Origin of the sequence: Roseovarius bejariae, from assembly GCF_009669325.1 — a bacterium.
GTDB lineage: Bacteria > Pseudomonadota > Alphaproteobacteria > Rhodobacterales > Rhodobacteraceae > Roseovarius > Roseovarius bejariae.
The window spans coordinates 642,610-664,321 of record NZ_SZWE01000001.1; the positions used below are offsets into that span (position 1 = coordinate 642,610).

General features: G+C 63.4%; 23 protein-coding genes. 15 read left to right on the top strand and 8 right to left on the bottom strand.

The genetic code is table 11. The annotated features are described in order from the left end of the window. Positions 1-20: 20 nt before the first annotated feature. Together FDP25_RS03105 and FDP25_RS03110 are read left to right on the top strand one after the other, a co-directional pair. The gene (locus FDP25_RS03105; RefSeq protein WP_154148832.1) at positions 21-581 is read left to right on the top strand and encodes a CvpA family protein; all 561 of its coding nucleotides are present in this window, start codon (positions 21-23) and stop codon (positions 579-581) included. An 18-nt stretch (positions 582-599) separates the two neighbouring features. Continuing rightward, positions 600-1,046 carry a DMT family transporter gene (locus FDP25_RS03110; protein ID WP_154148834.1) on the top strand — a complete coding sequence of 149 codons (447 nt, stop codon included), beginning with the start codon at positions 600-602 and terminating at the stop codon, positions 1,044-1,046. Between the two features lie 22 nt (positions 1,047-1,068). Here the strand turns inward: FDP25_RS03110 and FDP25_RS03115 are convergent, their stop codons facing one another. Next, positions 1,069-2,253, bottom strand: coding sequence for an alpha/beta hydrolase (locus FDP25_RS03115; protein WP_172982737.1), 1,185 nt, complete (start codon positions 2,251-2,253; stop codon positions 1,069-1,071). A gap of 181 nt (positions 2,254-2,434) precedes the next feature. On the opposite strand from FDP25_RS03115, the gene FDP25_RS03120 reads away from it, so the two are divergent. From FDP25_RS03120 to FDP25_RS03140, 5 genes are all read left to right on the top strand, one after another. Beyond that, positions 2,435-2,635, top strand: coding sequence for a hypothetical protein (locus FDP25_RS03120; protein WP_154148838.1), 201 nt, complete (start codon positions 2,435-2,437; stop codon positions 2,633-2,635). A gap of 228 nt (positions 2,636-2,863) precedes the next feature. Beyond that, positions 2,864-4,318, top strand: coding sequence for an amidophosphoribosyltransferase (gene purF / locus FDP25_RS03125; RefSeq protein ID WP_172982809.1), 1,455 nt, complete (start codon positions 2,864-2,866; stop codon positions 4,316-4,318). Further along, on the top strand, positions 4,318-4,734 hold the full coding sequence (locus FDP25_RS03130; protein ID WP_154148843.1) for a DUF1284 domain-containing protein: 417 nt from the start codon (positions 4,318-4,320) through the stop codon (positions 4,732-4,734). The genes purF and FDP25_RS03130 overlap by 1 nt, the downstream gene beginning before the upstream one ends. 341 nt (positions 4,735-5,075) lie before the next feature. Next, a complete protein-coding gene (locus FDP25_RS03135; RefSeq protein WP_172982738.1) occupies positions 5,076-5,747 on the top strand; it encodes a hypothetical protein in 672 nt (223 codons plus the stop codon). A 276-nt stretch (positions 5,748-6,023) separates the two neighbouring features. Continuing rightward, positions 6,024-6,932 (top strand): pirin family protein, encoded by a 909-nt coding sequence (locus FDP25_RS03140; protein ID WP_154148847.1) that lies wholly within the window; start codon positions 6,024-6,026, stop codon positions 6,930-6,932. Positions 6,933-7,008: 76 nt separating this feature from the next. Here FDP25_RS03140 and FDP25_RS03145 read toward each other — a convergent pair whose 3' ends face one another. Next, entirely contained in the window at positions 7,009-7,575 is a 567-nt protein-coding gene (locus FDP25_RS03145; RefSeq protein ID WP_154148849.1) for a biotin transporter BioY, read from the bottom strand. A gap of 115 nt (positions 7,576-7,690) precedes the next feature. Here FDP25_RS03145 and FDP25_RS03150 point away from each other — a divergent pair, with 115 nt between their 5' ends. The 4 genes from FDP25_RS03150 (at position 7,691) to FDP25_RS03165 (ending at position 11,109) form a co-directional block, all read left to right on the top strand. After that, positions 7,691-8,344, top strand: a complete 654-nt coding sequence (locus FDP25_RS03150; protein WP_154148851.1) for an SDR family NAD(P)-dependent oxidoreductase — start codon at positions 7,691-7,693, stop codon at positions 8,342-8,344. Positions 8,345-8,434: 90 nt separating this feature from the next. Then, a complete protein-coding gene (surE, locus tag FDP25_RS03155) occupies positions 8,435-9,217 on the top strand; it encodes a 5'/3'-nucleotidase SurE (RefSeq protein ID WP_154148853.1) in 783 nt (260 codons plus the stop codon). Then, positions 9,214-9,870 (top strand): protein-L-isoaspartate(D-aspartate) O-methyltransferase, encoded by a 657-nt coding sequence (locus FDP25_RS03160; protein WP_154148855.1) that lies wholly within the window; start codon positions 9,214-9,216, stop codon positions 9,868-9,870. Before surE ends, FDP25_RS03160 begins: the two co-directional genes overlap by 4 nt. A gap of 63 nt (positions 9,871-9,933) precedes the next feature. Next, positions 9,934-11,109: a peptidoglycan DD-metalloendopeptidase family protein gene (locus FDP25_RS03165; protein ID WP_154148857.1), complete on the top strand. Its 1,176-nt coding sequence runs from the start codon at positions 9,934-9,936 to the stop codon at positions 11,107-11,109. Positions 11,110-11,191: 82 nt separating this feature from the next. Here FDP25_RS03165 and FDP25_RS03170 read toward each other — a convergent pair whose 3' ends face one another. Further along, entirely contained in the window at positions 11,192-11,890 is a 699-nt protein-coding gene (locus FDP25_RS03170) for a winged helix-turn-helix transcriptional regulator (protein WP_154148859.1), read from the bottom strand. A gap of 97 nt (positions 11,891-11,987) precedes the next feature. Between FDP25_RS03170 and FDP25_RS03175 the strand changes: the two genes are divergently transcribed. After that, complete coding sequence (locus FDP25_RS03175) at positions 11,988-12,797, top strand: class I SAM-dependent methyltransferase (RefSeq protein ID WP_172982739.1); 810 nt, start codon at positions 11,988-11,990, stop codon at positions 12,795-12,797. Between the two features lie 36 nt (positions 12,798-12,833). On the opposite strand, the gene FDP25_RS03180 is transcribed toward FDP25_RS03175, so the two are convergent. Beyond that, entirely contained in the window at positions 12,834-15,305 is a 2,472-nt protein-coding gene (locus FDP25_RS03180; protein ID WP_154148862.1) for a penicillin acylase family protein, read from the bottom strand. Between the two features lie 80 nt (positions 15,306-15,385). On the opposite strand from FDP25_RS03180, the gene FDP25_RS03185 reads away from it, so the two are divergent. Further along, on the top strand, positions 15,386-16,258 hold the full coding sequence (locus tag FDP25_RS03185; RefSeq protein WP_154148864.1) for an NAD(P)-dependent oxidoreductase: 873 nt from the start codon (positions 15,386-15,388) through the stop codon (positions 16,256-16,258). Positions 16,259-16,340: 82 nt separating this feature from the next. Here the strand turns inward: FDP25_RS03185 and FDP25_RS03190 are convergent, their stop codons facing one another. Genes FDP25_RS03190 through FDP25_RS03205 form a run of 4 tightly spaced genes read right to left on the bottom strand, consistent with a single transcriptional unit; the run spans position 16,341 to position 19,400 of the window. Continuing rightward, positions 16,341-17,006 carry an alpha/beta hydrolase gene (locus FDP25_RS03190; RefSeq protein ID WP_154148866.1) on the bottom strand — a complete coding sequence of 222 codons (666 nt, stop codon included), beginning with the start codon at positions 17,004-17,006 and terminating at the stop codon, positions 16,341-16,343. Continuing rightward, entirely contained in the window at positions 17,003-17,629 is a 627-nt protein-coding gene (locus FDP25_RS03195) for a DNA-3-methyladenine glycosylase family protein (RefSeq protein ID WP_154148868.1), read from the bottom strand. The genes FDP25_RS03190 and FDP25_RS03195 overlap by 4 nt, the downstream gene beginning before the upstream one ends. Further along, the gene (locus FDP25_RS03200; RefSeq protein ID WP_154148870.1) at positions 17,629-18,357 is read right to left on the bottom strand and encodes a cobalt-precorrin-6A reductase; all 729 of its coding nucleotides are present in this window, start codon (positions 18,355-18,357) and stop codon (positions 17,629-17,631) included. The genes FDP25_RS03195 and FDP25_RS03200 overlap by 1 nt, the downstream gene beginning before the upstream one ends. Beyond that, a complete protein-coding gene (locus FDP25_RS03205; protein WP_154148872.1) occupies positions 18,354-19,400 on the bottom strand; it encodes a cobalt-precorrin-5B (C(1))-methyltransferase in 1,047 nt (348 codons plus the stop codon). Before FDP25_RS03205 ends, FDP25_RS03200 begins: the two co-directional genes overlap by 4 nt. Positions 19,401-19,550: 150 nt before the next feature. Here FDP25_RS03205 and cobA point away from each other — a divergent pair, with 150 nt between their 5' ends. Both cobA and FDP25_RS03215 read left to right on the top strand, forming a co-directional pair. Then, on the top strand, positions 19,551-20,402 hold the full coding sequence (cobA, locus tag FDP25_RS03210; RefSeq protein WP_154148874.1) for a uroporphyrinogen-III C-methyltransferase: 852 nt from the start codon (positions 19,551-19,553) through the stop codon (positions 20,400-20,402). Positions 20,403-20,405: 3 nt separating this feature from the next. Further along, complete coding sequence (locus FDP25_RS03215) at positions 20,406-21,677, top strand: cobyrinic acid a,c-diamide synthase CobB (protein WP_154148876.1); 1,272 nt, start codon at positions 20,406-20,408, stop codon at positions 21,675-21,677. Positions 21,678-21,712: the final 35 nt, after the last annotated feature.

The window sequence follows — 21,712 nt, forward strand, 5'->3', positions numbered from 1 at the left end:
CACGGAACAGGGACAGAACCATGGAAGGTTTCACCATCATCGACGGCGTTGTCGCGCTGGTCATCGTCTTGTCGGCCCTGCTGGCCTATTCGCGCGGTTTCGTGCGCGAGGCTCTGGCGATTGCCGGCTGGATCGTGGCAGGCGTTCTGGCCTTCATCTTCGCCCCACAGGTGGAACCTTTGGTCAAAGAGGTGCCCGTGGTCGGCGACTTCATCGCTGACAGTTGCGAGTTGAGCATGATCGCCGCCTTCACCGCCGTCTTTGCCGTGGCCCTGATCATCGCCTCCTTCATCACGCCGCTGTTTTCCTCGCTCGTCCAACGCTCGGCGCTTGGCGGCCTCGACCAAGGGGTCGGTTTCATCTTCGGCGTGGCACGCGGCATCCTTCTGGTGGCGATCGCCTATTTCGTCTACGAAACCGTGATCACCAGCCAGAACATCCAGGTCATCGACGACAGCCGCTCAGCCCGCGTCTTCAGCCGCCTGACCGGCAAGGTCGAGGACGGCAACCCCGAACAGGCGCTTGGCTGGATCACCCAACAGTACGAGCAACTGGTTGGCGCCTGCGACGCCCCCGAGTAAGCCTACGGGACGCATGGCATGACAAACACCCCCCTTCTGGCCTTGCTGCTTGTCGCCGCTTCGGGGGTAGCGATTGCCCTGCAATCCCCCCTCAATGCCGCGCTTGGCCGGTATATCGGCAGCAGCCTCGGCGCGGCCACGATCTCGTTCGGGGTAGGGTTCGTCCTGCTGTTGGTGGTCACCATCGCCTATGGCGACGGCGGGCGCCTGCTTGACGCGGCCCATGCGCCGCGCATCTTGCTGACGGGCGGCCTCCTGGGGGCATTCCTGGTCTGGGCCACACTTTACAGCGTGTCCGTTCTGGGCGTCCTGACCATGGCGGCGGTGCTGATCCTCGGGCAGATCCTCGCGGCACTTGCCATCGACCACGTCGGCCTCTTCGGGATCGAAGCGCGCCCTGTCTCGATCAACCGCCTGCTGGCCGCCGGTCTGGTCGCTGCGGGCGTGGTCCTCTCGCGATACTGACCCTGCCCACCTGCCCGTCGGTTCACGCGCTACCGTGTATCGAAAGGAATCGGTCTACCGCCGATAGCATGTCCTGCCAGCCCTTATCCTGCGGCAAGGCGATGTGATTGGGGCTGTCGAAGGCAAAGAATTGTGCACTCGGCACCCCTCGCGCCAACTTTTGCCCCTGATCGAAGGGCTGTACGGCATCCCGGTGCCCATGCCCCACCAGAACCGGGCAACGCACCTTGTCCAACTCCCCTGACACATCGAACATGCCGATCGCCTGACGCAGTTCAACCGCCCGCCCCGGCGTGGCCGATTGCAGTTGCATCTCGATGAAACTGTCCGTCTGCGCAGGTGTACCCTCGGGCATGAACAGGCTGGAAAACGCGGTCATGAAGGCGCTGTCGGGTTGGCCCCATCCACTTTCGATCAGGCTCAGGAAGGTATCGGTCATCGACTCGCTGCGCGCTTCGTCGCGCAGCAAACTTCCCTGGACAAAGCCCGATACCAGCACCAGTGCGCGCACCCGCTCGGGATGTCGGGCCGCGAAGGCCAGGGCCACCGGCACACTTTGCGACACCGCGAAAATCACGGCGCTTTCAACCTTTGCCGCCTCCAGAACCGCGGCCATGTCCTCCACGAAGGTCTCCAGGGTCAGCGCGCCACAGTCGCGCTCCGACAGGCCGGTGCCACGCTGGTCATACTGGATCAACCTGCGCCCCTGCCCCAGCCGGTGAATCAGCGGTCGCCAGACCGGGCTTTTCCAGTCCAGTTCCAGGTGCGACAGCCAATGCCCCGCCCGCAAAAGCGGCGGACCGTCGCCCGACACCTGCCAGGCGATCCCGCTGCCATCCGCCGAGGTGGCCATGCGGATTTCGGGAATGTCCTGACCGGATGCGAATGACACGGGGCCGGGGACCTCCTCACCGTCCCCATTCACACAGTCCACCGGCACGGCCAGTTCCAGCCCCACACGGTTCACCGTCCGAATGACGGCCTGCCGCCGCCCGTCATCACCCACTGCGGCCCGTGCCGCACTGATGCGCGCACTGACCGTCGCCTCCGACACGATCCGCCCCTGCCAGACATGGGCGATAATCTGATCACGGGTCACGATCTCGTCCGCGTGCCGTGCCAAGAGTTCCAACAGCGCAAACACCTGTGGTTCGACATGAACGGCCTTTTGCGCCCGCGTCAGGCGGTGACGCCGCAGATCAAGCATGCAATCGGCAAAGCGATACTCCATGGGTGAATTTAACCATCAAAGCGCCCATTCCCGAACAGAAAAACCGGGGGCCAGCGGAAAATCAGGAAAATCCCAAGGGTTTGGCAAGCCTGTCTTCAAGCATCCAGCCAGACCAAAGGCCATCCTGACGATACGATTCCATTGACAGGAGAGCGACATGCCAAAGGTCACACCCACCCCGATCCGCTACCGCCCCGACGGCTCAATCGACACGGCATGGCACATGCAGGTCGGTCGCCACATGCGCAGCCTGAAAGCCCATGAGTTGATGGGGCGGGGGCGTCCTCGCAAAACGCCTTCCAAGCCTGCGTATATTCACTGGCTTACCCTGTTGCTACGCCCCCTGTCGCTGCACTGAACCCTTGCGCACGGGACTGGCCGGCCACATCCCCGTGCGCAAGGGGGACCCGGCGGCACCGAAAAGCCCGGCTTGGGGTTTCTGCGGTGTCGCCGGGCGGCCCCCGCTGGCCCCTTCCCCCATGCCACAAACAATTCATGTGATAGTTTCGTGACATACGCCGTCACAGCCACTATCTAGGAGGCAAATAGCGAGACCGGGATTCGGAGCTGCCCCTTGTCCAAGCATATGCCCCCCGCCCATCCTTTTGACGACGACAAACTCAAGGAAGAATGTGGCGTCTTCGGCGTGATCGGCGTGACCGATGCGGCGAACTTCGTGGCCCTAGGCCTTCATGCCCTGCAACACCGTGGCCAAGAGGCCGGTGGCATCGTCTGCCATCACCGTGACCACGGGTTCAACAGCGCCCGTCGTTTCGGCTATGTGCGCGATAACTTTACCAAGCAATCGCTGATGGAAACCCTGCCCGGGCCGCTGGCCATCGGGCACGTGCGCTATTCCACCGCCGGGTCGAAAGGTCCCGCGCAAATCCGCGATGTGCAGCCCTTCTTTGGTGAATTTGCCATGGGCGGCGCGGCGATTGCCCATAACGGCAACATTACCAACGCCGAGGCCCTGCGCCGCGAGTTGATCGAACGCGGGTCGATCTTCCAGTCAAGCTCGGACAGCGAATGCATCATTCACCTGATGGCCCGCTCCCTGCAACGCACGATCCCCGAACGCATGGAAGACGCGCTGCGCCGTGTTGAAGGCGCATTTTCGGTTGTCGCCATGACCCGCACCAAGTTGATCGGTGTGCGCGACCCGCTCGGCGTCCGCCCGTTGGTTCTGGGGCAAGTGGCCGATGGCTGGGTGCTCAGCTCGGAAACCTGCGCTTTGGACATCATCGGCGCGCGTTTCGTGCGTGAGGTCGAACCGGGCGAAATGGTTGTTATCACGGATAAAGGTGTGGAAAGCCACTACCCCTTCCGGCGCCAGAAATCGCGGTTCTGCATCTTTGAACACGTCTATTTCTCGCGCCCCGATTCGATCATCGGCGGCCAGTCGGTTTACGAAACCCGCCGCCAGATCGGCGTGGAACTGGCCAAGGAAAGCCATGTGGATGCCGATCTTGTCTGCCCTGTCCCGGACAGCGGGACACCGGCGGCCATCGGGTTCAGCCAGCAATCGGGTATTCCCTATGCCATGGGGATCATCCGCAACCAATACATGGGCCGGACCTTTATTGAGCCGACAGAGCAGATCCGCAACATGGGCGTTCGCCTCAAGCTCAACGTCAACCGCGCCCTGATCGAAGGCAAGCGTGTGATCCTTGTTGACGATAGCGTCGTGCGCGGCACAACATCGCGTAAAATCAAGGAGATGATCCTTGATGCCGGCGCCAAGGAGGTGCACTTCCGCATCGCTTCACCGCCCACGGCATGGCCTTGTTTTTATGGCGTCGACACGCCGCAGCGGGAGAAACTTCTGGCTGCGACCATGAGCGAGGACGAGATGCGCGAGCATCTGGCGGTGGACAGCCTTAAGTTCATCTCGTTGGACGGTCTGTACCGCGCCGTGGGGGAGGCCGGGGGCCGCAAGAACGACTGCCCTCAGTATTGCGATGCCTGTTTCTCGGGGGAATACCCGGTAGTCCCCTCGGATATGGTCGAAAAAGGCTTCGAGATCAAAGCGGCGGAGTGATGCCGCCGGTACGTTTCAGGCCCCATCATTTCCTTTGTTCTCAAGGGTTTAAGGGTAAAGGCTATTCCGAGGGCTTTACCCGGAACATGACGCGCATCGTGGTCGATGGCCTGCGCGCGCCGGATGGCGACGCCACCGAAATCGAGGTCGTGGGCAGCTTGGACGACATCTGCGCCCCCTGCCCCAAGCGGCGCGGAGACCTATGCCAAGCCCAAGAAAAGATTGAAGAAATCGACGCACGCCATGCCGAGGCCCTGTCTCTGCGGCCCGGTGACCGCCTGACATGGGGCGAGGCCAAGGCGCGCATGAAAAGCAGCGTGAAACCGGGTGACCTGACCCGGCTTTGCAAGGGCTGCCAGTGGCTTGAACTTGGGCTATGCGAGGCCGCACTCAGGGATTTGTTACAAGAGGATTAGCAGGCCGCGCTGTCGTACGACTCGTACGCTCAAGGGGGTATTTTCGTACGAAAATCCGGGGGCTGGCGAAAAGTTTCGTACGAGTCGTACGAAACACGGGTCGGTTGCGGCACGGGGCGACATTGTGCGCCATGGCTGCAACACGGTTCTGCAGCGCTGAAAATGGCAGCGTTGAGCCCAACTTGCATTTTTTTTGCGATGCAGCGAATATCGGTTAGCGCGTCGAAGAGCGAATTGGCTGGTCAATCGGTAAAGCACCTAGGCGTAATCGGAACCACGAGAAACCCTAGGTAATTGATGGGCTTTTCCGGTTGCGGAAAACTCAATAACGACTCTGAGCGATGTTTAGAGCAGGGAAGGTCAAAGGCTTGGCGCTCGAATGGCTGACAGGCAGTTTAATCTATAGCGCGGTCAAGGACTCGGTTGGCGGCCTACTTCGCTATTTCAAGCCGATGCCGCCGCAGCAAAAGATTGAATTGAGGCAGAAGTGGAAACCTCGGTTTGAGGATCATATCAGGGATCATTTTGCCAAGAAGCTTCGATCAGATGTAATAATTCGCGATGTAAAGCGCGTGGATCAGTATCCGGAGACCAAAGAGAAGGAGAAAGGTATCTCAGCTTGGTTCCGCCTCGGCCTAGTCGGCACGTATCATCGCGGTATCTTGGTTGCTTTTGATTGGAATCGGCTGGTTGACGTAGGGGAAGGTGAGTTTCGATTCCTCGATTACGATAACGATGATCAGCAGACCAAAGACGAAGCCCTCAAAGTCTTACAAATTGGAATGATACCTTTTGAAAACATCGAAGATGTCGATTTTGAAGGCGACGAATATTATGGCTACCCTCACATTTACTGCCACTTCGCAAACCGGGGCGAACCCTATGAGCGTGTCGCCTACTTCACACAAAATCAGCTTTTTGACGACTCCTTGCCGTACCATACCGAAGTTGTAGAAGCGAAAGCTGTTCGAGCAACGAGCCGAAAGCTTGGCGTGAACAGTCCATACATTTGATCCAAGTAGGTCTAGCGTGGCTTTGTGGCGACCCCTAGGTTGTCCGCATAACGCAGTAGCATACCGAAAGCCTCGATGCCGACATTGGGTTTACCGAATTTAATGGCGGCTCCGTCCCGCCCTCCGGTCGCTCGTTCAATCAATCGCGTAGGTCTGCTTGCCGATCGGCGCCGGGCGCACTCTGTGCACCCTCGCACAGCGCCTAGGCAAATGCCGCCCTTGGCCTGTCGCGCAACACACCCCACCTTTGACGAAACCAAGCATGGAGCTTTTCACATGACCTTCAGGCCCGTCACCGCCACCAGCACCGCGCAACCCCATATCGAAGGGGCGGGCGTTCACCTGAACCGGGTTTTCGGGTTCGAAGACCCGTCGCTGACCGATCCGTTCCTGATGATGGATGATTTCCGCAATGACGACCCGCGGCTTTATTCCAAGGGGTTCCCGTGGCATCCGCATCGCGGGATCGAGACCATCACCTATGTTTTGGAAGGTGAGGTCGAGCATGCGGACTCCTTGGGCAACCGGGGGCAGCTTGGGCCGGGCAGCGTGCAATGGATGACCGCCGGGTCCGGCATCGTGCATCAGGAAATGCCCTCGGGCGATGCGCAGGGCCGGATGCACGGGTTTCAGCTTTGGGCGAACCTGCCCAAGTCACTGAAGATGACGACCCCGCGCTATCAGGACATCACGCAAGGCGACATTCCCATTGAGGGCGATGAGGATGGCACCACCGTCAAGGTGATCATTGGCTCGTTCTGGGGCAAGACCGGCCCGGTAGACGGGATCGCGGCAAACCCGATGCTGCTGGATATTTCCATCCCGGCGGGGCGGCGCAAGACCTTTCCGGTGGATACGCGGGCCAATGCACTGGCCTATGTCTTTGCCGGGTCCGGGCGCTTTCGCGATGCCAGTGCGCCCATGGGGATCAAGGTTGAAAAAGAGTATCGCGGCGAGGAGCTGAACATCCGCGACATGAGCGGCAACCGGACGCTGATCCGCTTTGGCGAAGGCGATGAGATCACCGTTCAGGCCGGGGATGAGGGGGTGCGGTTCCTGCTGATGACGGGCCGCCCCATTCAGGAACCCGTGGCGTGGCATGGCCCGATCGTGATGAACACCCAAGACGAGTTGCGCGAAGCATTCAAAGAGTTGCGCAACGGCACCTTCATCAAGGTAGGTTGAGCGCATCGCCCTCCCGCAACGAAAAACGCCGCCTCAAACAGAGGCGGCGTTTCTATTTCCAAGCGTTACGCAGGGCTTAGCCGCGGCGCGCCTCAAGGGCTTTCCAGCCGCCCCAGACGACCATGGCCGCCAGAACCGCCTTCAGGGCATCGCCCAGAAGGAAGGGCGACATCCAGTATGACCACAGCTCGGGCATGGATTTGCCCAGAACCGCTGCCGGCCATGCCAGACCGGGGATGTAAAGTGCCGCCGAAATCACCATGCCGACCAGCGCGGTCGAGACGATGCCACGGGCAAGGCCCTTTTCCACGGCCAGACCGGCAAGGAAGGCCATGCCGACGAAACCGTAAAGGAAACCGGCAGTCGGGCCGACAAGCGCCAGCGTGCTTGCACCATTGGCGAAGACGGGCAGGCCCATCGCGCCCTCGGCCAGATAGGCCAGCAGGGTCACCGCACCAAGGCGCGACCCGAAGGTCAGGCCTACGGTCAGGATCGCCAGCGTTTGCAGCGAGATCGGCACCGGCCAGCCAAAGCTGACCTGCGCGGCCATGGCGATGAAGAGCGAGCCGCCCAGCACAAGGGCCGCCTGCTTGAGAAGAGTGTCCTGACCGATCACGGCCCGGCTGAGAACTTTATCGCGCATGGTTTCGCGTCCTTTCCGTGGTTTTCCTGTTTCTTGCCCGACTTTTTCGCTGCACATCGGCAAAAGTCAAGCGAATGCCCTTGATTTATACCCCGTCTGGTGGGATTTGCCAAACATGACCGACACATCAGATACCAAGATCGCCCTTGTCACCGGTGCCTCGCGCGGATTGGGCGCGGCATTGGCCGCGGCCCTGTGCGAAACCCATCATATCGTTGCCGTGGCACGCACCACCGGCGCGCTTGAGGAACTGGATGACCGCATTCAGGCCAAGGGCGGGCAAGCCACGCTGGCGCCGATGGATATTACCAATAGCGATGCCATGGCGCATCTGTGCCGCTCGATCTATGACCGCTGGGGTGGTCTTGATCTTTGGGCGCATACCGCTGTCCATGCCGCGCCGCTTTCCCCGGCAAGCCATCTGGATGCCAAGGATTGGGAAAAATCCGTGGCGATGAACGTGACCGCAACCGGGCAGCTTATTCCCTTCATCACCCCGCTTCTGGGCGATACGGGCCGGGCGCTGTTTTTCGACGATCCGAAGGCCGGCGAGAAGTTCTTTGGCAGCTACGGCGCCACAAAGGCCGCGCAGATCGCGCTGGCGCGCAGTTGGCAGGCCGAGACCCAAAAGACCGGGCCGCGGGTGCATATCCTTGAACCACGGGCGATGCCCACGGCCACCCGCGCACGGTTTCACCCCGGCGAGGATCGCAGCGGTCTGGCCGATCCGCGCGCGGAGGCGCGGCGGCTGCTGGATCAGATCACCTGAGGCGCGCGGCGGGGCACAGTCCCTTGTCGGGTCGCCGCCGCGTCGCTACACATCAAGGACGTCAAAGGGCAGGAAAAAAGGGGCAGGACCTTGCGCATTCTCATTACCAACGACGACGGGATCAACGCCCCCGGCCTGAGCGTTCTGCAAGAGATCGCCGAAGAGCTTGCAGGCCCCGACGGCGAGGTCTGGACCGTGGCCCCGGCCTTCGAGCAATCGGGCGTGGGGCACTGCATTTCCTTCACCCGTCCCATGATGGTGTCTAAAATGGGCGAGCGCCGCTATGCCGCCGAGGGAAGCCCCGCCGACTGTGTGCTGGCCGCCCTGCATGACATCATGAAGGATGCGCGCCCCGATCTGGTGTTGTCGGGGGTGAACCGGGGGAACAACTCGGCCGAGAACGCGCTTTATTCCGGCACGCTTGGCGCCGCGATGGAAGCCGCCTTGCAAGGCGTGCGGGCCGTGGCACTGAGCCAGTATTACGGGCCCGCCAACAAGGATCTGGACGATCAGTTCGAAGCGGCGCGCGGTCATGGCCTTGCCACCATGCGCGCGCTTCTGGAACGCGGCGTCTGGACCGAGGATGATTACGGCATCTTCTACAACATCAACTTCCCCCCCGTGCCATCGGCGGATGTGAAGGGCATCAAGGCCGCGCGGCAGGGGTTCCGCCGCGACATGGGCTTTGGTGTGCAGCCGGTCAGCTCCCCCTCCGGGCGGCAATTCCTTTGGGTCACCGGCGCACCGCAGCAACAACCCACCTCGCCCGGCTCGGACGCGGATGTGAACCTTCAGGGGTATATCTCGGTCACGCCGATGCGGGCGGACCTGACGGCGCATGACGTGATGGAGGCCCTCACGGCGATCGAATGACGGGGGATGACGTGGATAGCGCGGAACGCAAGATGCAGTTCCTCTTCGCCCTGCGATCCAAGGGCGTGACGGATGCGCGCGTTCTGACGGCGATGGAAAAGATCGACCGGGGGCCGTTCATCCGGGGCTATTTCGCTGAACGCGCCTATGAGGACATGCCCCTGCCCATCGCCTGCGGGCAGACGATTTCGCAGCCCTCGGTGGTGGGCCTGATGTCCCAGGCGCTCAAGGTCAGCCCGCGGGACAAGGTGCTGGAGGTCGGCACCGGTTCGGGCTATCAGGCGGCGATCCTCAGCCAGCTGGCCCGCCGGGTCTATACCGTGGACCGGCACAAGCGGCTGGTGCGCGAGGCGGGCGAGATTTTCCGCCAGATGGACCTGACCAATATCACCGCCGTCACCGCCGACGGCAGTTTCGGCCTGCCCGATCAGGCCCCCTTTGACCGGATCATCGTGACCGCCGCCGCCGAAGACCCGCCCGGCCCCCTATTGGCGCAATTGAAAATCGGCGGTATCATGGTGGTGCCGGTGGGGCAGTCGGACACCGTGCAAAGCCTGATCCGCGTCACCCGGCACGAGGACGGGTTCGATTACGACGAATTGCGCCCCGTACGGTTCGTGCCGCTGGTCGAAGGGCTGGGGCGCGACAGTTGAGCGACGTAAACGATTGAACAAGGCCCCGGCCAACAAGGGGCAGATGATGAGGACCAGATCGAGATGACCCTTTCCTTTCGCCCCCTGCCCCTATTTGCGGGATCTGCCGCCTGCCTGATGCTGGCCGCCTGTGACGAGCCGCTCGATTTTGACCTGCGCGGCGGGATCGGCGGACGTCTGGACACCGCAGATGCGGCGCGGACGGCCACCGCCGAGCGGCCAGCCGCCGACCAGCGCGGGATCATTTCCTACCCCGGTTACCAGGTGGCCGTCGCCCGGCGCGGTGACACCGTGGCCAGCCTTGCCGCCCGGATCGGCGGCAATGCACAGGACATCGCCCGTTTCAACGGCATTCAGACCGGCGACCGCCTGCGCAAGGGCGAGATCGTCGCCCTGCCCTCGCGGGTGGCCGAGCCTGCGGGCGGACCGATCCAACCGCCCGAGGGCGTCGATATCACCTCGCTTGCCGGGAATGCCATCGACGAGGCCGATGCCCAGCGCGTGGAAAGCAGCACCCTGCCCCCGGCCCAGACCGGGGCGGAACCCGTGCGCCACAAGGTCGAACGCGGCGAGACCGCCTATACCATCGCGCGGCTTTATGACGTATCCGTACGCAGCCTGGCCGAATGGAACGGGCTGGGCAGCGATTTCGCGGTGCGCGAGGGGCAATACCTGCTGATCCCCGTGGCCCTGCCGGGGGAAGAGACAGAACCCTACGAGGAGCCCTCAAGCGCCATCGTGCCCGCCCCGGGCACGGGCTCTCCCACGCCCGAGCCGCCCAGCGCCTCGACGCCTCTGCCCGAGGATAACACCCAACCCGCCGCCAAGCCGGTGGAAACCACCGCCGCCCCCGATCTGGGCACAAGCCAGACCCAGACGGCAAGCAGCGACGCGCGTATGGCCATGCCGGTTCGCGGCGATATCATCCGTGAATATGCCAAGGGCAAGAACGACGGCATCGACATTGCCGCCCGCCCCGGCACATCGGTCAGGTCCGCCGCCGATGGCGTCGTGGCGGCGATCACCGAGGATACCAACGGTATCCCGATCATCGTGGTCAAGCACCCCGACAACCTGCTGACGGTCTATTCCAACGTCGCCAACGTGGCGGTAAAAAAAGGCGACCGCGTGGGGCGCGGCGACAAGCTCGCCGAGATACGCCGCGACGGCACCGCCGCCGTGCACTTCGAAGTGCGCGAGGGCTTCGACTCCGTCGATCCGGCGCCTTATTTGGGGTGAGGCCCGGCATAAGCGGCGGGAATGGCGACGCCCTCTGACGCCGGGCAAGCCGAAATGGATAACCTGCGCCGCCTTAAGCCGATTAACCGGGCTTTGCGTCCGGGCGGCGCGACGGAATCTTTGTCAGTGGCCCGAGGTTGAGCCATTCATCGAAGGCCCTTGTTGCCCAACCGTCTCCGAGCAACTCAAGCCGCCCCGTTCCAAGCGCCGTTGCCGGGGCAAGGTCGCCACGGATGATATAGATCGCGTCCGGTAGCGTGCAGGCGAGGTAGATGTTCACATCTCCGCCCGGATCGTCAACGCAGAGTTCGCAACGGCCTTTCTGATTCAGGAACCACCACCACCGTTTCGCCTTGGGCTGGTCGGTCAGTTCCAACCGGATAAGGCAACGCCTCGGACCGAATGCTTGCGGATTGGATGAACTCTCCAAGCTCCAGACCAGCAGCCCCAGATCGATTTCATGCGCCTTGAGTTCACGGCGGGTCCAGCGTTGCCCCCAGATGCCCAGAGCCTCGACCAGAGGAGCGAATTCCCGACCGGCTTCGGTAAGGGCGTAACCCGAGTGCTTGCCGCCCATACCGTGCCGCGCGACCACGCCTTCTGCGATGAGCCACTTCAACCGCGATGACAGAAGCGACGGGGACATCAGGGGAACCCCCCTTTGCAATTCGGAAAATCGGCGCGGCCCGGACGCCAGATCACGAATGATAAGGGCATTCCAGCGTTCACAAAAAAGTTCGGCCGCTTTGGCGACAGGGCAAAACTGACCATAGGACTTCATGTTTCGTCCCCCAGTTTGCTACAGATTCAAGACTATAACACTACGGGCGGATTGCGTCACGCTGAAGGCGATCTTAACCAAGCTAACGGGTGTCACCATGACAACGAATGCCGCAACTGCCGGGCAGGTTTCCAAATCTGCCGCCGAAATCTATGACGAATTCTTTGTTCCGGCCCTGTTCGGACAATGGGCCGGGCCGCTTTGCGACGCGGCTGACATTCAGCCGGGGCACGACGTGCTGGACGTTGCCTGCGGGACAGGCGCGACAACGCGGGAAGCCGCGAGGCGCATGGCCCGGAAAGGGCGCATTGTCGGCCTCGATCGTAATCAGGGGATGCTCGATGTCGCACGTTCGCGGGCACCGGGGATAGAATGGGTTGAGGCCGTCGCAGAAGGGATTCCTTATGCCGGTGACACATTCCACACGGTCCTTTGCCAGTTCGGCCTGATGTTCTTCGACGACAGGAAAAAAGCACTGGACGAGATGATGCGCGTGCTTCGCCCGGATGGGCGAATAGCCTTATCCGTATGGGATGATGTTGCCAACTCTCCGGGATATGCAGACATGATCGAACTGATCGCAGCCATGTTCGGAAAGGAGGCCGCCGCGGCCTTGCAAGCGCCATTCATCCTTGGGAACAAGCAGGAATTGCGACAGGTTATGGAAGACGGCGGATTGGCCAAAGCGAATGTAACCACAATGACCGGGACAGCGCGATTTGCCTCAATCCGCGATTGGGTGCGCATGGATGTTCGTGGCTGGACCCTTGCCGATTACATCGACGATGCCGGTTTCGAAGCCCTGGTCGCGGCGGCGGAAAAGCAATTGGGCCGGTTCGCCGCAAGCGATGGGTCCGTCGCCTTCCCGGCCCCGGCGCATATGGCCGTCTGGGACAGCAGTCCGTGACAGACAGTCGTGCAAGCGCACCGCGGCAAGCGGCGCCTATTCCACCGGCTGCAAGACCGTCACCCCGACCGAGGCCGCGCGGGCCAGTTCGGGGTCAAGCGACATCGGGATGTATTCGCCCCGCCGCCACAGTTGGGCCATGTCGTCGTAATGACGTGACAGGAAATGCCCCGATTGCCCGGTCGAGGTGATAAAGACGCTACTGTCGGGATCGGCGAAATCATAGACCCCGCGATAGCCCGCGCCATGGACGTTCTGGAACGGATCGGGATCCTGCCCGCTGGTCCGCCCCCGCAACAGGGTGTTGTCGCCGCCCGAGGTGCTTTGCCGGATGTTCACGAAATAGCGCAGCACCGGCACCTCGCCCAGAACCTTATGGTCATGCGTGGCCTGATGCGCATCGCCCCAACGCAGGGATTCCAGCGCCGTGCCATAGTTTTCATTGATCCAGACAAGCGCATCGTCCAGCGCCATGCGCGCAATATCGGTGCAGGTTTCGACGGGTGAGGATTGCTTGACATCGCACCATGCCTCGGCGCCGTCCTTCTGCCGGTAGACCCGTTCGATGAACAGCGGGTCGGGGTGGTTGAACTCATCGGCCAGCGGCCCGAGGTCGTCGCGGATCAGCCGTTCCTGAAGCGCGCGCAGCCATGCGGCATAAATCAGCGGCTCGGGCAGGTGTTCGTTCATCTCGCCGTTCCATTCCGACAGCAGTTCAAGCGCCCGCTGGCGTTGGCGCTGTGGCGTGCCTTCGGGCGCGGCCTCGCCGGTGAACCAAAGGTCGGCCCCGATCAGCGGCAGAAGCGACCGGGCGGTGAAACTGACGGTATCGAGCTGCGCTTCGATGAAACTGTCGCGGGTGTGCACCTCGCGGCTTTGCATCAGGCGGCGCCAACGATAGACGCGCTGTGTATCCCCCCAAAGATAGCTGACGTGCAGAGGAAAGGGCCGGTCGACGGTCTTGTTGTTGGTATTGCCCAACAAGCCCCCCGCCGGGTCGCGGAATTCGGGATTGGCGGAAAACGGGCTGACGCCCTGCCAGCGGTTTTCGCGAATCCAGCCGCGCGAGGGCATACGCCCCCGGCTTTCATGCTCGGCATGGCGCCGCGGCATGGCGCCGATGGTTTTCATCGCGATCTGGTCTTTATCAACCAGCGTGAGGTTCTGCGAGGGCGTCACGTAAAGCCGCCCGGCCTCCAGCGCGTCATCGACCGAGCCCGCCCGCATCAGCCCCATGGCCGCGGTCATGGTGGTGTCGCGCGGCGACAGCGCCGTCCAAGCCAGTGAGGCCACATGCCCCGGCGGCGTGACCTCGGCCAGATCGTAATGCGAGCCGGGCAGGACGGGGCCGTTTTCCGTCCAGCGCAGGGTCAGCGTGACCGGGTCCATATCCTTGATCCGGATGATGGAGCGTTCGGTGCGGAAGGGTTTGTAGCCCTCGGGCGTCAGGTATTCCTGCGGGTTCTCGGGGTTGAGTTTCTCGATATAGAGGTCCTGATCATCCATGTAGGACGAGGTGACCGCCCAACCAACTTTCGCCGAGCGTCCGGTCATGACGGCCGGAACGCCGGGGATGGTGCCGCCGATCACCCCACCTGTCTCCAGCTCCAGCCGCGCCAGATACCAGATCGCGGGCGCGGAAAACCCAAGGTGCGGGTCATTGGCCAAAAGCGTGCCCCCCGAGGCCGAGCGCGCGGGCGCCGCCGCCCAGGCGTTGGAGGCCCCGGCGAAGGCGCGTTTCTTGAACGGAGACAGCGGGTGGTCGGTCACATCTGCCGCCTGCGCCATGCGGGTTTCGCCCGCATGGGGGAACAGCGCGGCATATTCCGGCAGGGCGGCGATGCCGCTTCCGGGGGCGACGGGCATGATGTCTTTCAGCCGCTCAGGATCATCGAGTGCCAGTGAGGCCCGGGCATGCAGCACCTCGTTTTCCAGATGCGAGGACAATTGCACCGCCATCAACTTGATAATGGCGATGGAATCGGCGGGTTGCCACGGGGCCACGGGGGCGTTGAAGATGAACATCTCGGGTGCGCCACGGCCCAGCGCCTCGGTGTTGATCTCTTGCAGGCGGGCGTTGACGCCCGCGGCATAGGCATCGAGCGCGGCGCGGGTCCGGGCATCCTGCGCCTCTACCGATTCGCGCGCCAGACGGTACAGGCCGAACCGGCGCAATGTCTTGTCTATCTTGACGGTCCGGGGGCCGAAGACCTCGGACAGGCGCCCCTGCACCGTGCGGCGCAGCATCACCATCTGCCATAGCCGGTCCTGCGCATGGGCATAGCCGAGGCCATAGAAGGTGTCGCGATCGCTCTGGCCAAAGATATGCGGCACGTTGGCGTTGTCGCGGACGATCTCGACCGGGGCGGTGATCCCCTCGACGCTCAGGGTCTTGTCGTAGTCGGGCAATGAGCGCGACAGAAGAAAATAAAGTACCGCGACCGCCACGACCGCCAAAACGATCATCCCCCCTGCGATCCGCAGCAACCACCGAAAGAGACCAGCCATGCACGCGCCCTTGTTTACCCTTGCATCCCCGTGTGGGATAGTCAGAAATCCGGGGCGAGACAATGAAAAGGGGAGAGATGATGACGAAACTGGCATTCCTTGGCCTTGGCGTGATGGGCTATCCGATGGCGGGCCACCTGCAAGCGGCAGGCCATGACGTCTGTGTTTACAACCGCACCACCGCAAAGGCCGAATCTTGGGTGAAAGAACATGGCGGGCGCATGGCCCCCACCCCGCGTGAGGCCGCCGAGGGCGCCGATTTCGTGATGGCCTGCGTGGGCAATGACGATGACCTGCGCAGCGTCTGCACCGGCGCGGACGGGGCCTTTGACGGGATGACAAAGGGGGCGATCTTTGTCGATCACACCACCGTTTCCGCCAAGGTCACCGAAGAAATGTATACCGCGGCCAAGGCGGCGGGTCTGAATTTCGTCGATGCGCCCATCTCGGGCGGTCAGGCCGGGGCCGAGAACGGCCAGCTTTCGATCATGTGCGGCGGCGATCAGGCGGCCTTCGACGCCGCCCTGCCGGTGATGGAGATCTATGCCAAGCTCTGCCGCCGGATCGGCGAGTCGGGCGCGGGGCAGATGACCAAGATGTGCAACCAGATCGCCATCGGCGGACTGGTACAGGCCCTGTCCGAGGCGCTGCATTTCGCCGAGAAATCGGGGCTGGATGGCCGTGCCGTGGTCGAGGTGATCAGCCAGGGCGCCGCCGGAAGCTGGCAAATGGCGAACCGCTACGAGACCATGCTGGACGATGAATTCGAGCATGGCTTCGCGGTAGACTGGATGCGCAAGGATCTGGGGATTTGCCTTGCCACGGCCAATGAAAACGGCGCGTCGCTGCCTGTCACCGCCTTGGTGGATCAATACTACAAGGACGTCCAGAAGATGGGCGGCGGGCGTTGGGATACGTCAAGCCTGTTCAAACGCCTGCGCAAGCTGGGCTGAGGCCCCGCGCCTTGCGGCCCTGTTCGCACCACTGAAACAACCTGAAGAACGCGCGGTATCATATTGATTCCGCGCGTTTTTCTCAAAGCCCCAGCTTATCGCGCATGAAGGCCAGTGCCACCTGAAGGCCATCGGGGGCGATGCCGTGGCCGGTGCCCTTCATCACATGGGCATAAACATCCTGCCAGCCCGCATCCTGAAGCGCCTCGGCCGCTTCCGGCAAGGATTGCGGTGGCACCACGTCATCGGCATCGCCATGTACCAACAAGACCGGCGGACGGCATTGCAACTCGTCCTTGAGCAATTCAGGCCGCAACAACCGCCCGGAAAAGGCGACGATCCCCGCCACCTCGTCCTCGCGGCGCGGGGCGACGTGCAGGGCCATCATCGTGCCTTGGGAAAATCCGAAGAGAACCACCTGTTCGGGCAGCACATCCTCGTCCACCATCAGCGCGTCGAGATAGGCGTTCAGGTCATCCACCGCGGCCATCATGCCGCGTTCGGATTCCTCCTCGCTCGAGCCGTCGATCCACGGGATCGGGAACCATTGATACCCGCCCGGCATCATCGGGATTTCCTCGGGCGCGTCGGGGGCCACGAAAAGCGTATCGGGCAGGTGCTCGCCCAAGACATCCGCCAGCCCCAGAAGGTCGGCCCCGTTGGCCCCATAGCCGTGCAGGAACACCACCACCGACCGCGTGGTGCCGGAATGCGGGCCCTTGCGCCCCGATTGAAGTACGCGTGTCATCTGATCCCTTCCCTGTCCTTTGCCACATGGTAGTAGGCCCAGAGCTGCCGGGCCGCAACCGATCTCCACGGGCTCCAAACCATCGCCATCTCGCGCAGGTCCTTTTCGCGCGGGCGCTCGGGCAGGTCGTAAAGCAGCCGCGCGGCCTCTTGCAGGGCCAGATCGCCGGGCGCGAAGACATCGGCACGACCAAGGCTGAACATGGCGTAAATCTCGGCGGTCCAGACGCCGATGCCGGGCACCTCGGTCAGGGTTTTCACGACCTCCCCGGTAGGGGCCTCGCGCAGGGCCTTGTAGTCGATCCGCGCCTCGGCCAGCGCCTTGGCATAGCGCGCCTTCTGGCGGCTCAGGCCCGCGCCGCGCAACGCCTCCTCGCTGGCCCAGAGCACCTTGCGCGGCCCCGTCAGGCGGGCGGCCTGCATCTTGCTCCAGATCGCGCGCGCGGCGGCGACGCTTACCTGTTGGCTGACGATCGCGCTCAGCAGTTGGGAAAACCCGTCCGGGCGGCGGCGCAGCGGCAAGGGCCCGGTGAGGTTTTGTGCATGGGCCATCCGGGGACAGGTTGAAGTCAGGTGTGAAAGGCCCTCTGCAACATCCTGATATGAATGGATAATTATTTCCATTACACCGCCTCCGCCCAAGCCAGGGCCTCCTCCACCGTTCTCACTTTGGGGGTATCGGGCTGTGGCGGCCGGTTGATCATGGCAACCTTGATCCCAAGTTCCCGCGCGGCCATGAGTTTCGTGCGCGATGCCGCGCCGCCCGCGTTCTTCGCAATCAGCCACTCCACGCCCAGATCCGTGAACACCCGGACCTCGTCCTCCAGCGAAAACGGCGGTCGCCCGATCAGGAACCGACCATTGGGAAAAGGAAAATCCCGGTCCGGCGGGTCGATCACCCGGCAGATCAGGCGGCACCCGGACAGGTTGGCGAAACGGTCAAGGCCTTGCCGCCCTGTGGCTAGGAAGACGGTTGCGCCCGGCGTGATATGCCCCGCCGCCGCCGCCTCATTCTCCAGAAAGGTCCAGTCGTCCCCCGGTTCGGGCTGCCACTCCGGCCTAAGCACTTGGCAATAGGGAATATTCTTCTCACCACAAATCGTGGCCGTCCGGTGTGAAATGCGGTGCGCGAAAGGGTGCGTGGCGTCCAGAACGGCGGTGATCCCGGCCTCGTCCAGATAGGCGCGAAACCCATCCGCTCCGCCAAACCCGCCAACACGCGTGGGCAGGTCCAAGGCGCGCGGTGACCGGGTCGCCCCCGAAAGCGAGGCGATGGCCGCGATTCCGCGTTCGGCAAGGCCCTTGGCAATGGCCTGTGCCTCGCCCGTCCCGGCCAGCAACAACAGCGTCATACACCCGCCCTTGCGATGATCCGCCCCTCGCGGTCGATCACTACGGTATCGGCCCCGACCCCATCGGGCAGCATGGACCGGACCTGTTCCAGCGCTTCGCGCGCCACCCATTCTACCATGGGTTCTCCAATTTTTTCATAGGCTTGCAAGGCAGTATTCATGTACTTCAACTCGTCATTCCCAAGCGCTTGGGCCAAGGCCGGGAAATCCACCTGACTGCGCCCCGAGTGCAAATCGCGCGCGCCTTGGGCCAGCTTGGTCATCTTGCCGATGCCGCCGCCGATGGTGATCCGCGGCACCGGATGCCTGGCCAGATACTTGAGCAATCCCCCCGCGAAATCGCCCATGTCCAGCATGGCGTGATCGGGCAGATCGTAAAGCGCCTGCACGGTTTTTTCGCTGGTCGCCCCGGTGCAGCCCGCCACATGCCGCAGCCCTTGGGCGCGGGCGACATCAATCCCGCGATGAATGGAGGCGATCCAGGCGGCACAGGAAAAGGGCCGCACGATCCCGGTGGTGCCCAGAATCGATAATCCGCCCTTCACACCAAGACGGGGGTTCCATGTCTGGCGGGCCAGTTCGGCCCCCTTGGGGATGGATATTTCTATCGTGATATTGGCAACCTGCCCCAACTCCTGCGCCAGATCGTGCACGACGCCCTTCATCATCTCGCGCGGCACCGGGTTGATCGCAGGCTCCCCCGGTGGGATCGGCAAGCCCGGCATGGTCACCTGCCCCACGCCCTGACCCGCCTTGAACCGCACGCCACCACCCGAGGCCGAAACCCGCGCGATCACCAAGGCCCCGTGCGTCACATCCGGGTCATCGCCCGCATCCTTGATGACCCCGGCCTCGCACCAATCCGTGCCCTGATCCCAATGGGCCAGTTCGAACACAGGCGTCTCGCCCTTCGGCAGGGTGATCTGCACCGTATCCGGCCGCCCCTGCCCCCAAAGCCCCAAAAGCGCGGCGCGTGTCGCGGCGGTGGCGCAGGCGCCCGTGGTCCAGCCACGGCGTAGGGGGGTATCGGGTTTGCGGGCCATATCAGCCCGGACTATAGGCACGGCACCGGTCATGGCAAACGGCAAATTCGCCCTCTCCCCGTCATGACATCCGACCAACATGACGCGAAATCCGGCGGAATAGGTCGCCCTCGGCCTTCCCCGCTGCAAAGACACGCGGCATAAAAGGGCATGACCGACTCACTCCCCCTTCCCACGGGCCAATGGCCCGAGCTCTTGCCCGGCTGGGTCTGGCTGTGCGGAGCAGGCCCCGGCGACCCGGGGCTTTTGACCCTGCATGCGGTCAATGCCCTGCGGCAGGCGGATGTGGTGATCTATGACGCGCTGGTGCAGGAGGCGATCCTCGAATGGGCCCCGCAGGCCGAGCATATCTATGCCGGCAAACGCGGCGGGAAACCTTCGGCCATTCAGCGCGACATTTCCCTTCGACTGATCGACCTGGCACGCGAAGGCAAACGGGTGCTGCGCCTCAAGGGCGGCGACCCCTTCGTTTTTGGCCGGGGCGGGGAAGAAGCGCAGACATTGGTGCAGCACTCGGTGCCCGTCCGTATCATCCCCGGTATCAGCGCCGGGATCGGCGGGCTGGCCTATGCCGGCATCCCGGTCACCCATCGCGACGTGAACCAGTCGGTGACCTTCGTCACCGGCCATGACCAATCGGGCGAAACGCCCTCTTCCCTCGATTGGGCCTCGATCGCCAAGGGCAGCCAGGTGATCGTGATCTACATGGGCATGAAGCACGTGGAGCGTATCGCCACCTCGCTTCTCGACGCAGGCCGCCCCGCATCCGAACCCTGCGCCGTGGTTTGCGCGGCCACCACCGGCGCGCAGGAGGTTCTGGAAACCACCCTCGGCAGCATGGCCCAAGACATCGCCCAAAGCGGGCTGGAGCCTCCGGCGATCCTCTGTGTCGGTCGCTCGGTCCTGATGCGGCAGGTGCTGGACTGGCAAGGCATGATCGCGGGCGACCCGCCGCGCAACCTTGATCCGCTGGGCCGGGGGCGTCCGGCCGAAAGCGCCTGAGACATGGGCGGGTTGATCTTTGCCGCCCCGGCCTCGGGCAGCGGCAAAACCACCGTCACGCTCGGGCTCCTGCGCGCCGCCGCGCGACGGGGGCTGCCCGTCCGTTCCGCCAAATCCGGCCCCGATTACATCGACCCCCGGTTTCACGCCGCCGCCACCGGGCGGGAGTGCGTAAACCTTGATGCATGGGCCATGACGCCCGACCGCTTGCGCAGCCTTGCGGCGCATGAGCCGGGGGAATGCCTGCTGATCGAAGGGGCCATGGGCCTCTTCGACGGCGCACCGCCCGATGGCAAGGGGTCCTCCGCCGACCTTGCCCGCATCCTTGGCCTGCCGGTGGTCCTGATCATCGACTGCGCCCGCATGGCAGGCTCGGTCGCGGCCATTGTCAAAGGGTTCACCTCACTAGACCCGAAGGTACAGGTGGCCGGTGTCATCCTCAACAATGTGGGCTCCCCCCGGCACGAAGACATGCTGCGCCGCGCCCTGCCCGACACGCCCATCCTTGGCGCCGTGCCGCGCAACAGGGCGCTGAGCCAACCCTCACGCCACCTCGGGCTCGAACAGGCCGAGGAACGCCCTGACCTCGAAACCTTCCTCGACACCGCCGCCGAGACCATGGCCGCGCATCTGGACATGGACGCCCTCCTGCACCTTGCCGCGCAAAGCGCCGTGCCGAAGGGGGCCGCCCTGCCGCTGCCGCCCCCCGCGCAGCGTATCGCCGTGGCCCGCGACCGCGCCTTCGGGTTCTCCTACCCGCATATGCTGTCGGATTGGCGGCAGGCGGGGGCCGAGCTTCTGGTCTTCTCCCCGCTCAATGACGATCCCGTACCGCAGGCCGATTTCATCTTCCTGCCCGGTGGCTACCCGGAGTTGCACGCTGGCACCCTGGCCCAAACGCAAGATTTCCTGCCCTCCCTGCGCAAGGCGGCCGAAACCACGCCGGTCTACGGCGAATGCGGCGGCTACATGGTGCTGGGCGAAGGGCTCATTGACGCCGAGGGCACGCGTCACGCCATGGCCGGCCTGCTGCGGCTGGAAACCTCGTTCGAGCGCCGCAAACTGCACCTCGGCTACCGTCACCTCACGGCCCTGCACGGCCCCTTCCCCGGTGATTACACCGCCCATGAATTCCACTATGCCAGCACCCTGCGCGCCGAGGGCGAACCCCTGTTCACTGCGCATGACGCCACGGGCACGGCCCTCGGCCCCATGGGCCTCAGCCACGGCCATGTCCAAGGCTCCTTCGCGCATATCATCGACCGGGCCACCTGAACCGTCTGGACCATTCGGTTCAGCCGGAGTAAGCC

Excerpts from the sequence above, each read along its gene's own strand:
- FDP25_RS03105 (WP_154148832.1), top strand. The coding sequence starts at position 21 with ATGGAAGGTTTCACCATCATCGACGGCGTTGTCGCGCTGGTCATCGTC.
- FDP25_RS03110 (WP_154148834.1), top strand. The coding sequence starts at position 600 with ATGACAAACACCCCCCTTCTGGCCTTGCTGCTTGTCGCCGCTTCGGGG.
- FDP25_RS03115 (WP_172982737.1), bottom strand. The coding sequence starts at position 2,253 with ATGCTTGATCTGCGGCGTCACCGCCTGACGCGGGCGCAAAAGGCCGTT.
- FDP25_RS03120 (WP_154148838.1), top strand. The coding sequence starts at position 2,435 with ATGCCAAAGGTCACACCCACCCCGATCCGCTACCGCCCCGACGGCTCA.
- purF (WP_172982809.1), top strand. The coding sequence starts at position 2,864 with ATGCCCCCCGCCCATCCTTTTGACGACGACAAACTCAAGGAAGAATGT.
- FDP25_RS03130 (WP_154148843.1), top strand. The coding sequence starts at position 4,318 with ATGCCGCCGGTACGTTTCAGGCCCCATCATTTCCTTTGTTCTCAAGGG.
- FDP25_RS03135 (WP_172982738.1), top strand. The coding sequence starts at position 5,076 with ATGTTTAGAGCAGGGAAGGTCAAAGGCTTGGCGCTCGAATGGCTGACA.
- FDP25_RS03140 (WP_154148847.1), top strand. The coding sequence starts at position 6,024 with ATGACCTTCAGGCCCGTCACCGCCACCAGCACCGCGCAACCCCATATC.
- FDP25_RS03145 (WP_154148849.1), bottom strand. The coding sequence starts at position 7,575 with ATGCGCGATAAAGTTCTCAGCCGGGCCGTGATCGGTCAGGACACTCTT.
- FDP25_RS03150 (WP_154148851.1), top strand. The coding sequence starts at position 7,691 with ATGACCGACACATCAGATACCAAGATCGCCCTTGTCACCGGTGCCTCG.
- FDP25_RS03160 (WP_154148855.1), top strand. The coding sequence starts at position 9,214 with ATGACGGGGGATGACGTGGATAGCGCGGAACGCAAGATGCAGTTCCTC.
- FDP25_RS03165 (WP_154148857.1), top strand. The coding sequence starts at position 9,934 with ATGACCCTTTCCTTTCGCCCCCTGCCCCTATTTGCGGGATCTGCCGCC.
- FDP25_RS03170 (WP_154148859.1), bottom strand. The coding sequence starts at position 11,890 with ATGAAGTCCTATGGTCAGTTTTGCCCTGTCGCCAAAGCGGCCGAACTT.
- FDP25_RS03175 (WP_172982739.1), top strand. The coding sequence starts at position 11,988 with ATGACAACGAATGCCGCAACTGCCGGGCAGGTTTCCAAATCTGCCGCC.
- FDP25_RS03180 (WP_154148862.1), bottom strand. The coding sequence starts at position 15,305 with ATGGCTGGTCTCTTTCGGTGGTTGCTGCGGATCGCAGGGGGGATGATC.
- FDP25_RS03185 (WP_154148864.1), top strand. The coding sequence starts at position 15,386 with ATGACGAAACTGGCATTCCTTGGCCTTGGCGTGATGGGCTATCCGATG.
- FDP25_RS03190 (WP_154148866.1), bottom strand. The coding sequence starts at position 17,006 with ATGACACGCGTACTTCAATCGGGGCGCAAGGGCCCGCATTCCGGCACC.
- FDP25_RS03195 (WP_154148868.1), bottom strand. The coding sequence starts at position 17,629 with ATGGAAATAATTATCCATTCATATCAGGATGTTGCAGAGGGCCTTTCA.
- FDP25_RS03200 (WP_154148870.1), bottom strand. The coding sequence starts at position 18,357 with ATGACGCTGTTGTTGCTGGCCGGGACGGGCGAGGCACAGGCCATTGCC.
- FDP25_RS03205 (WP_154148872.1), bottom strand. The coding sequence starts at position 19,400 with ATGGCCCGCAAACCCGATACCCCCCTACGCCGTGGCTGGACCACGGGC.
- cobA (WP_154148874.1), top strand. The coding sequence starts at position 19,551 with ATGACCGACTCACTCCCCCTTCCCACGGGCCAATGGCCCGAGCTCTTG.
- FDP25_RS03215 (WP_154148876.1), top strand. The coding sequence starts at position 20,406 with ATGGGCGGGTTGATCTTTGCCGCCCCGGCCTCGGGCAGCGGCAAAACC.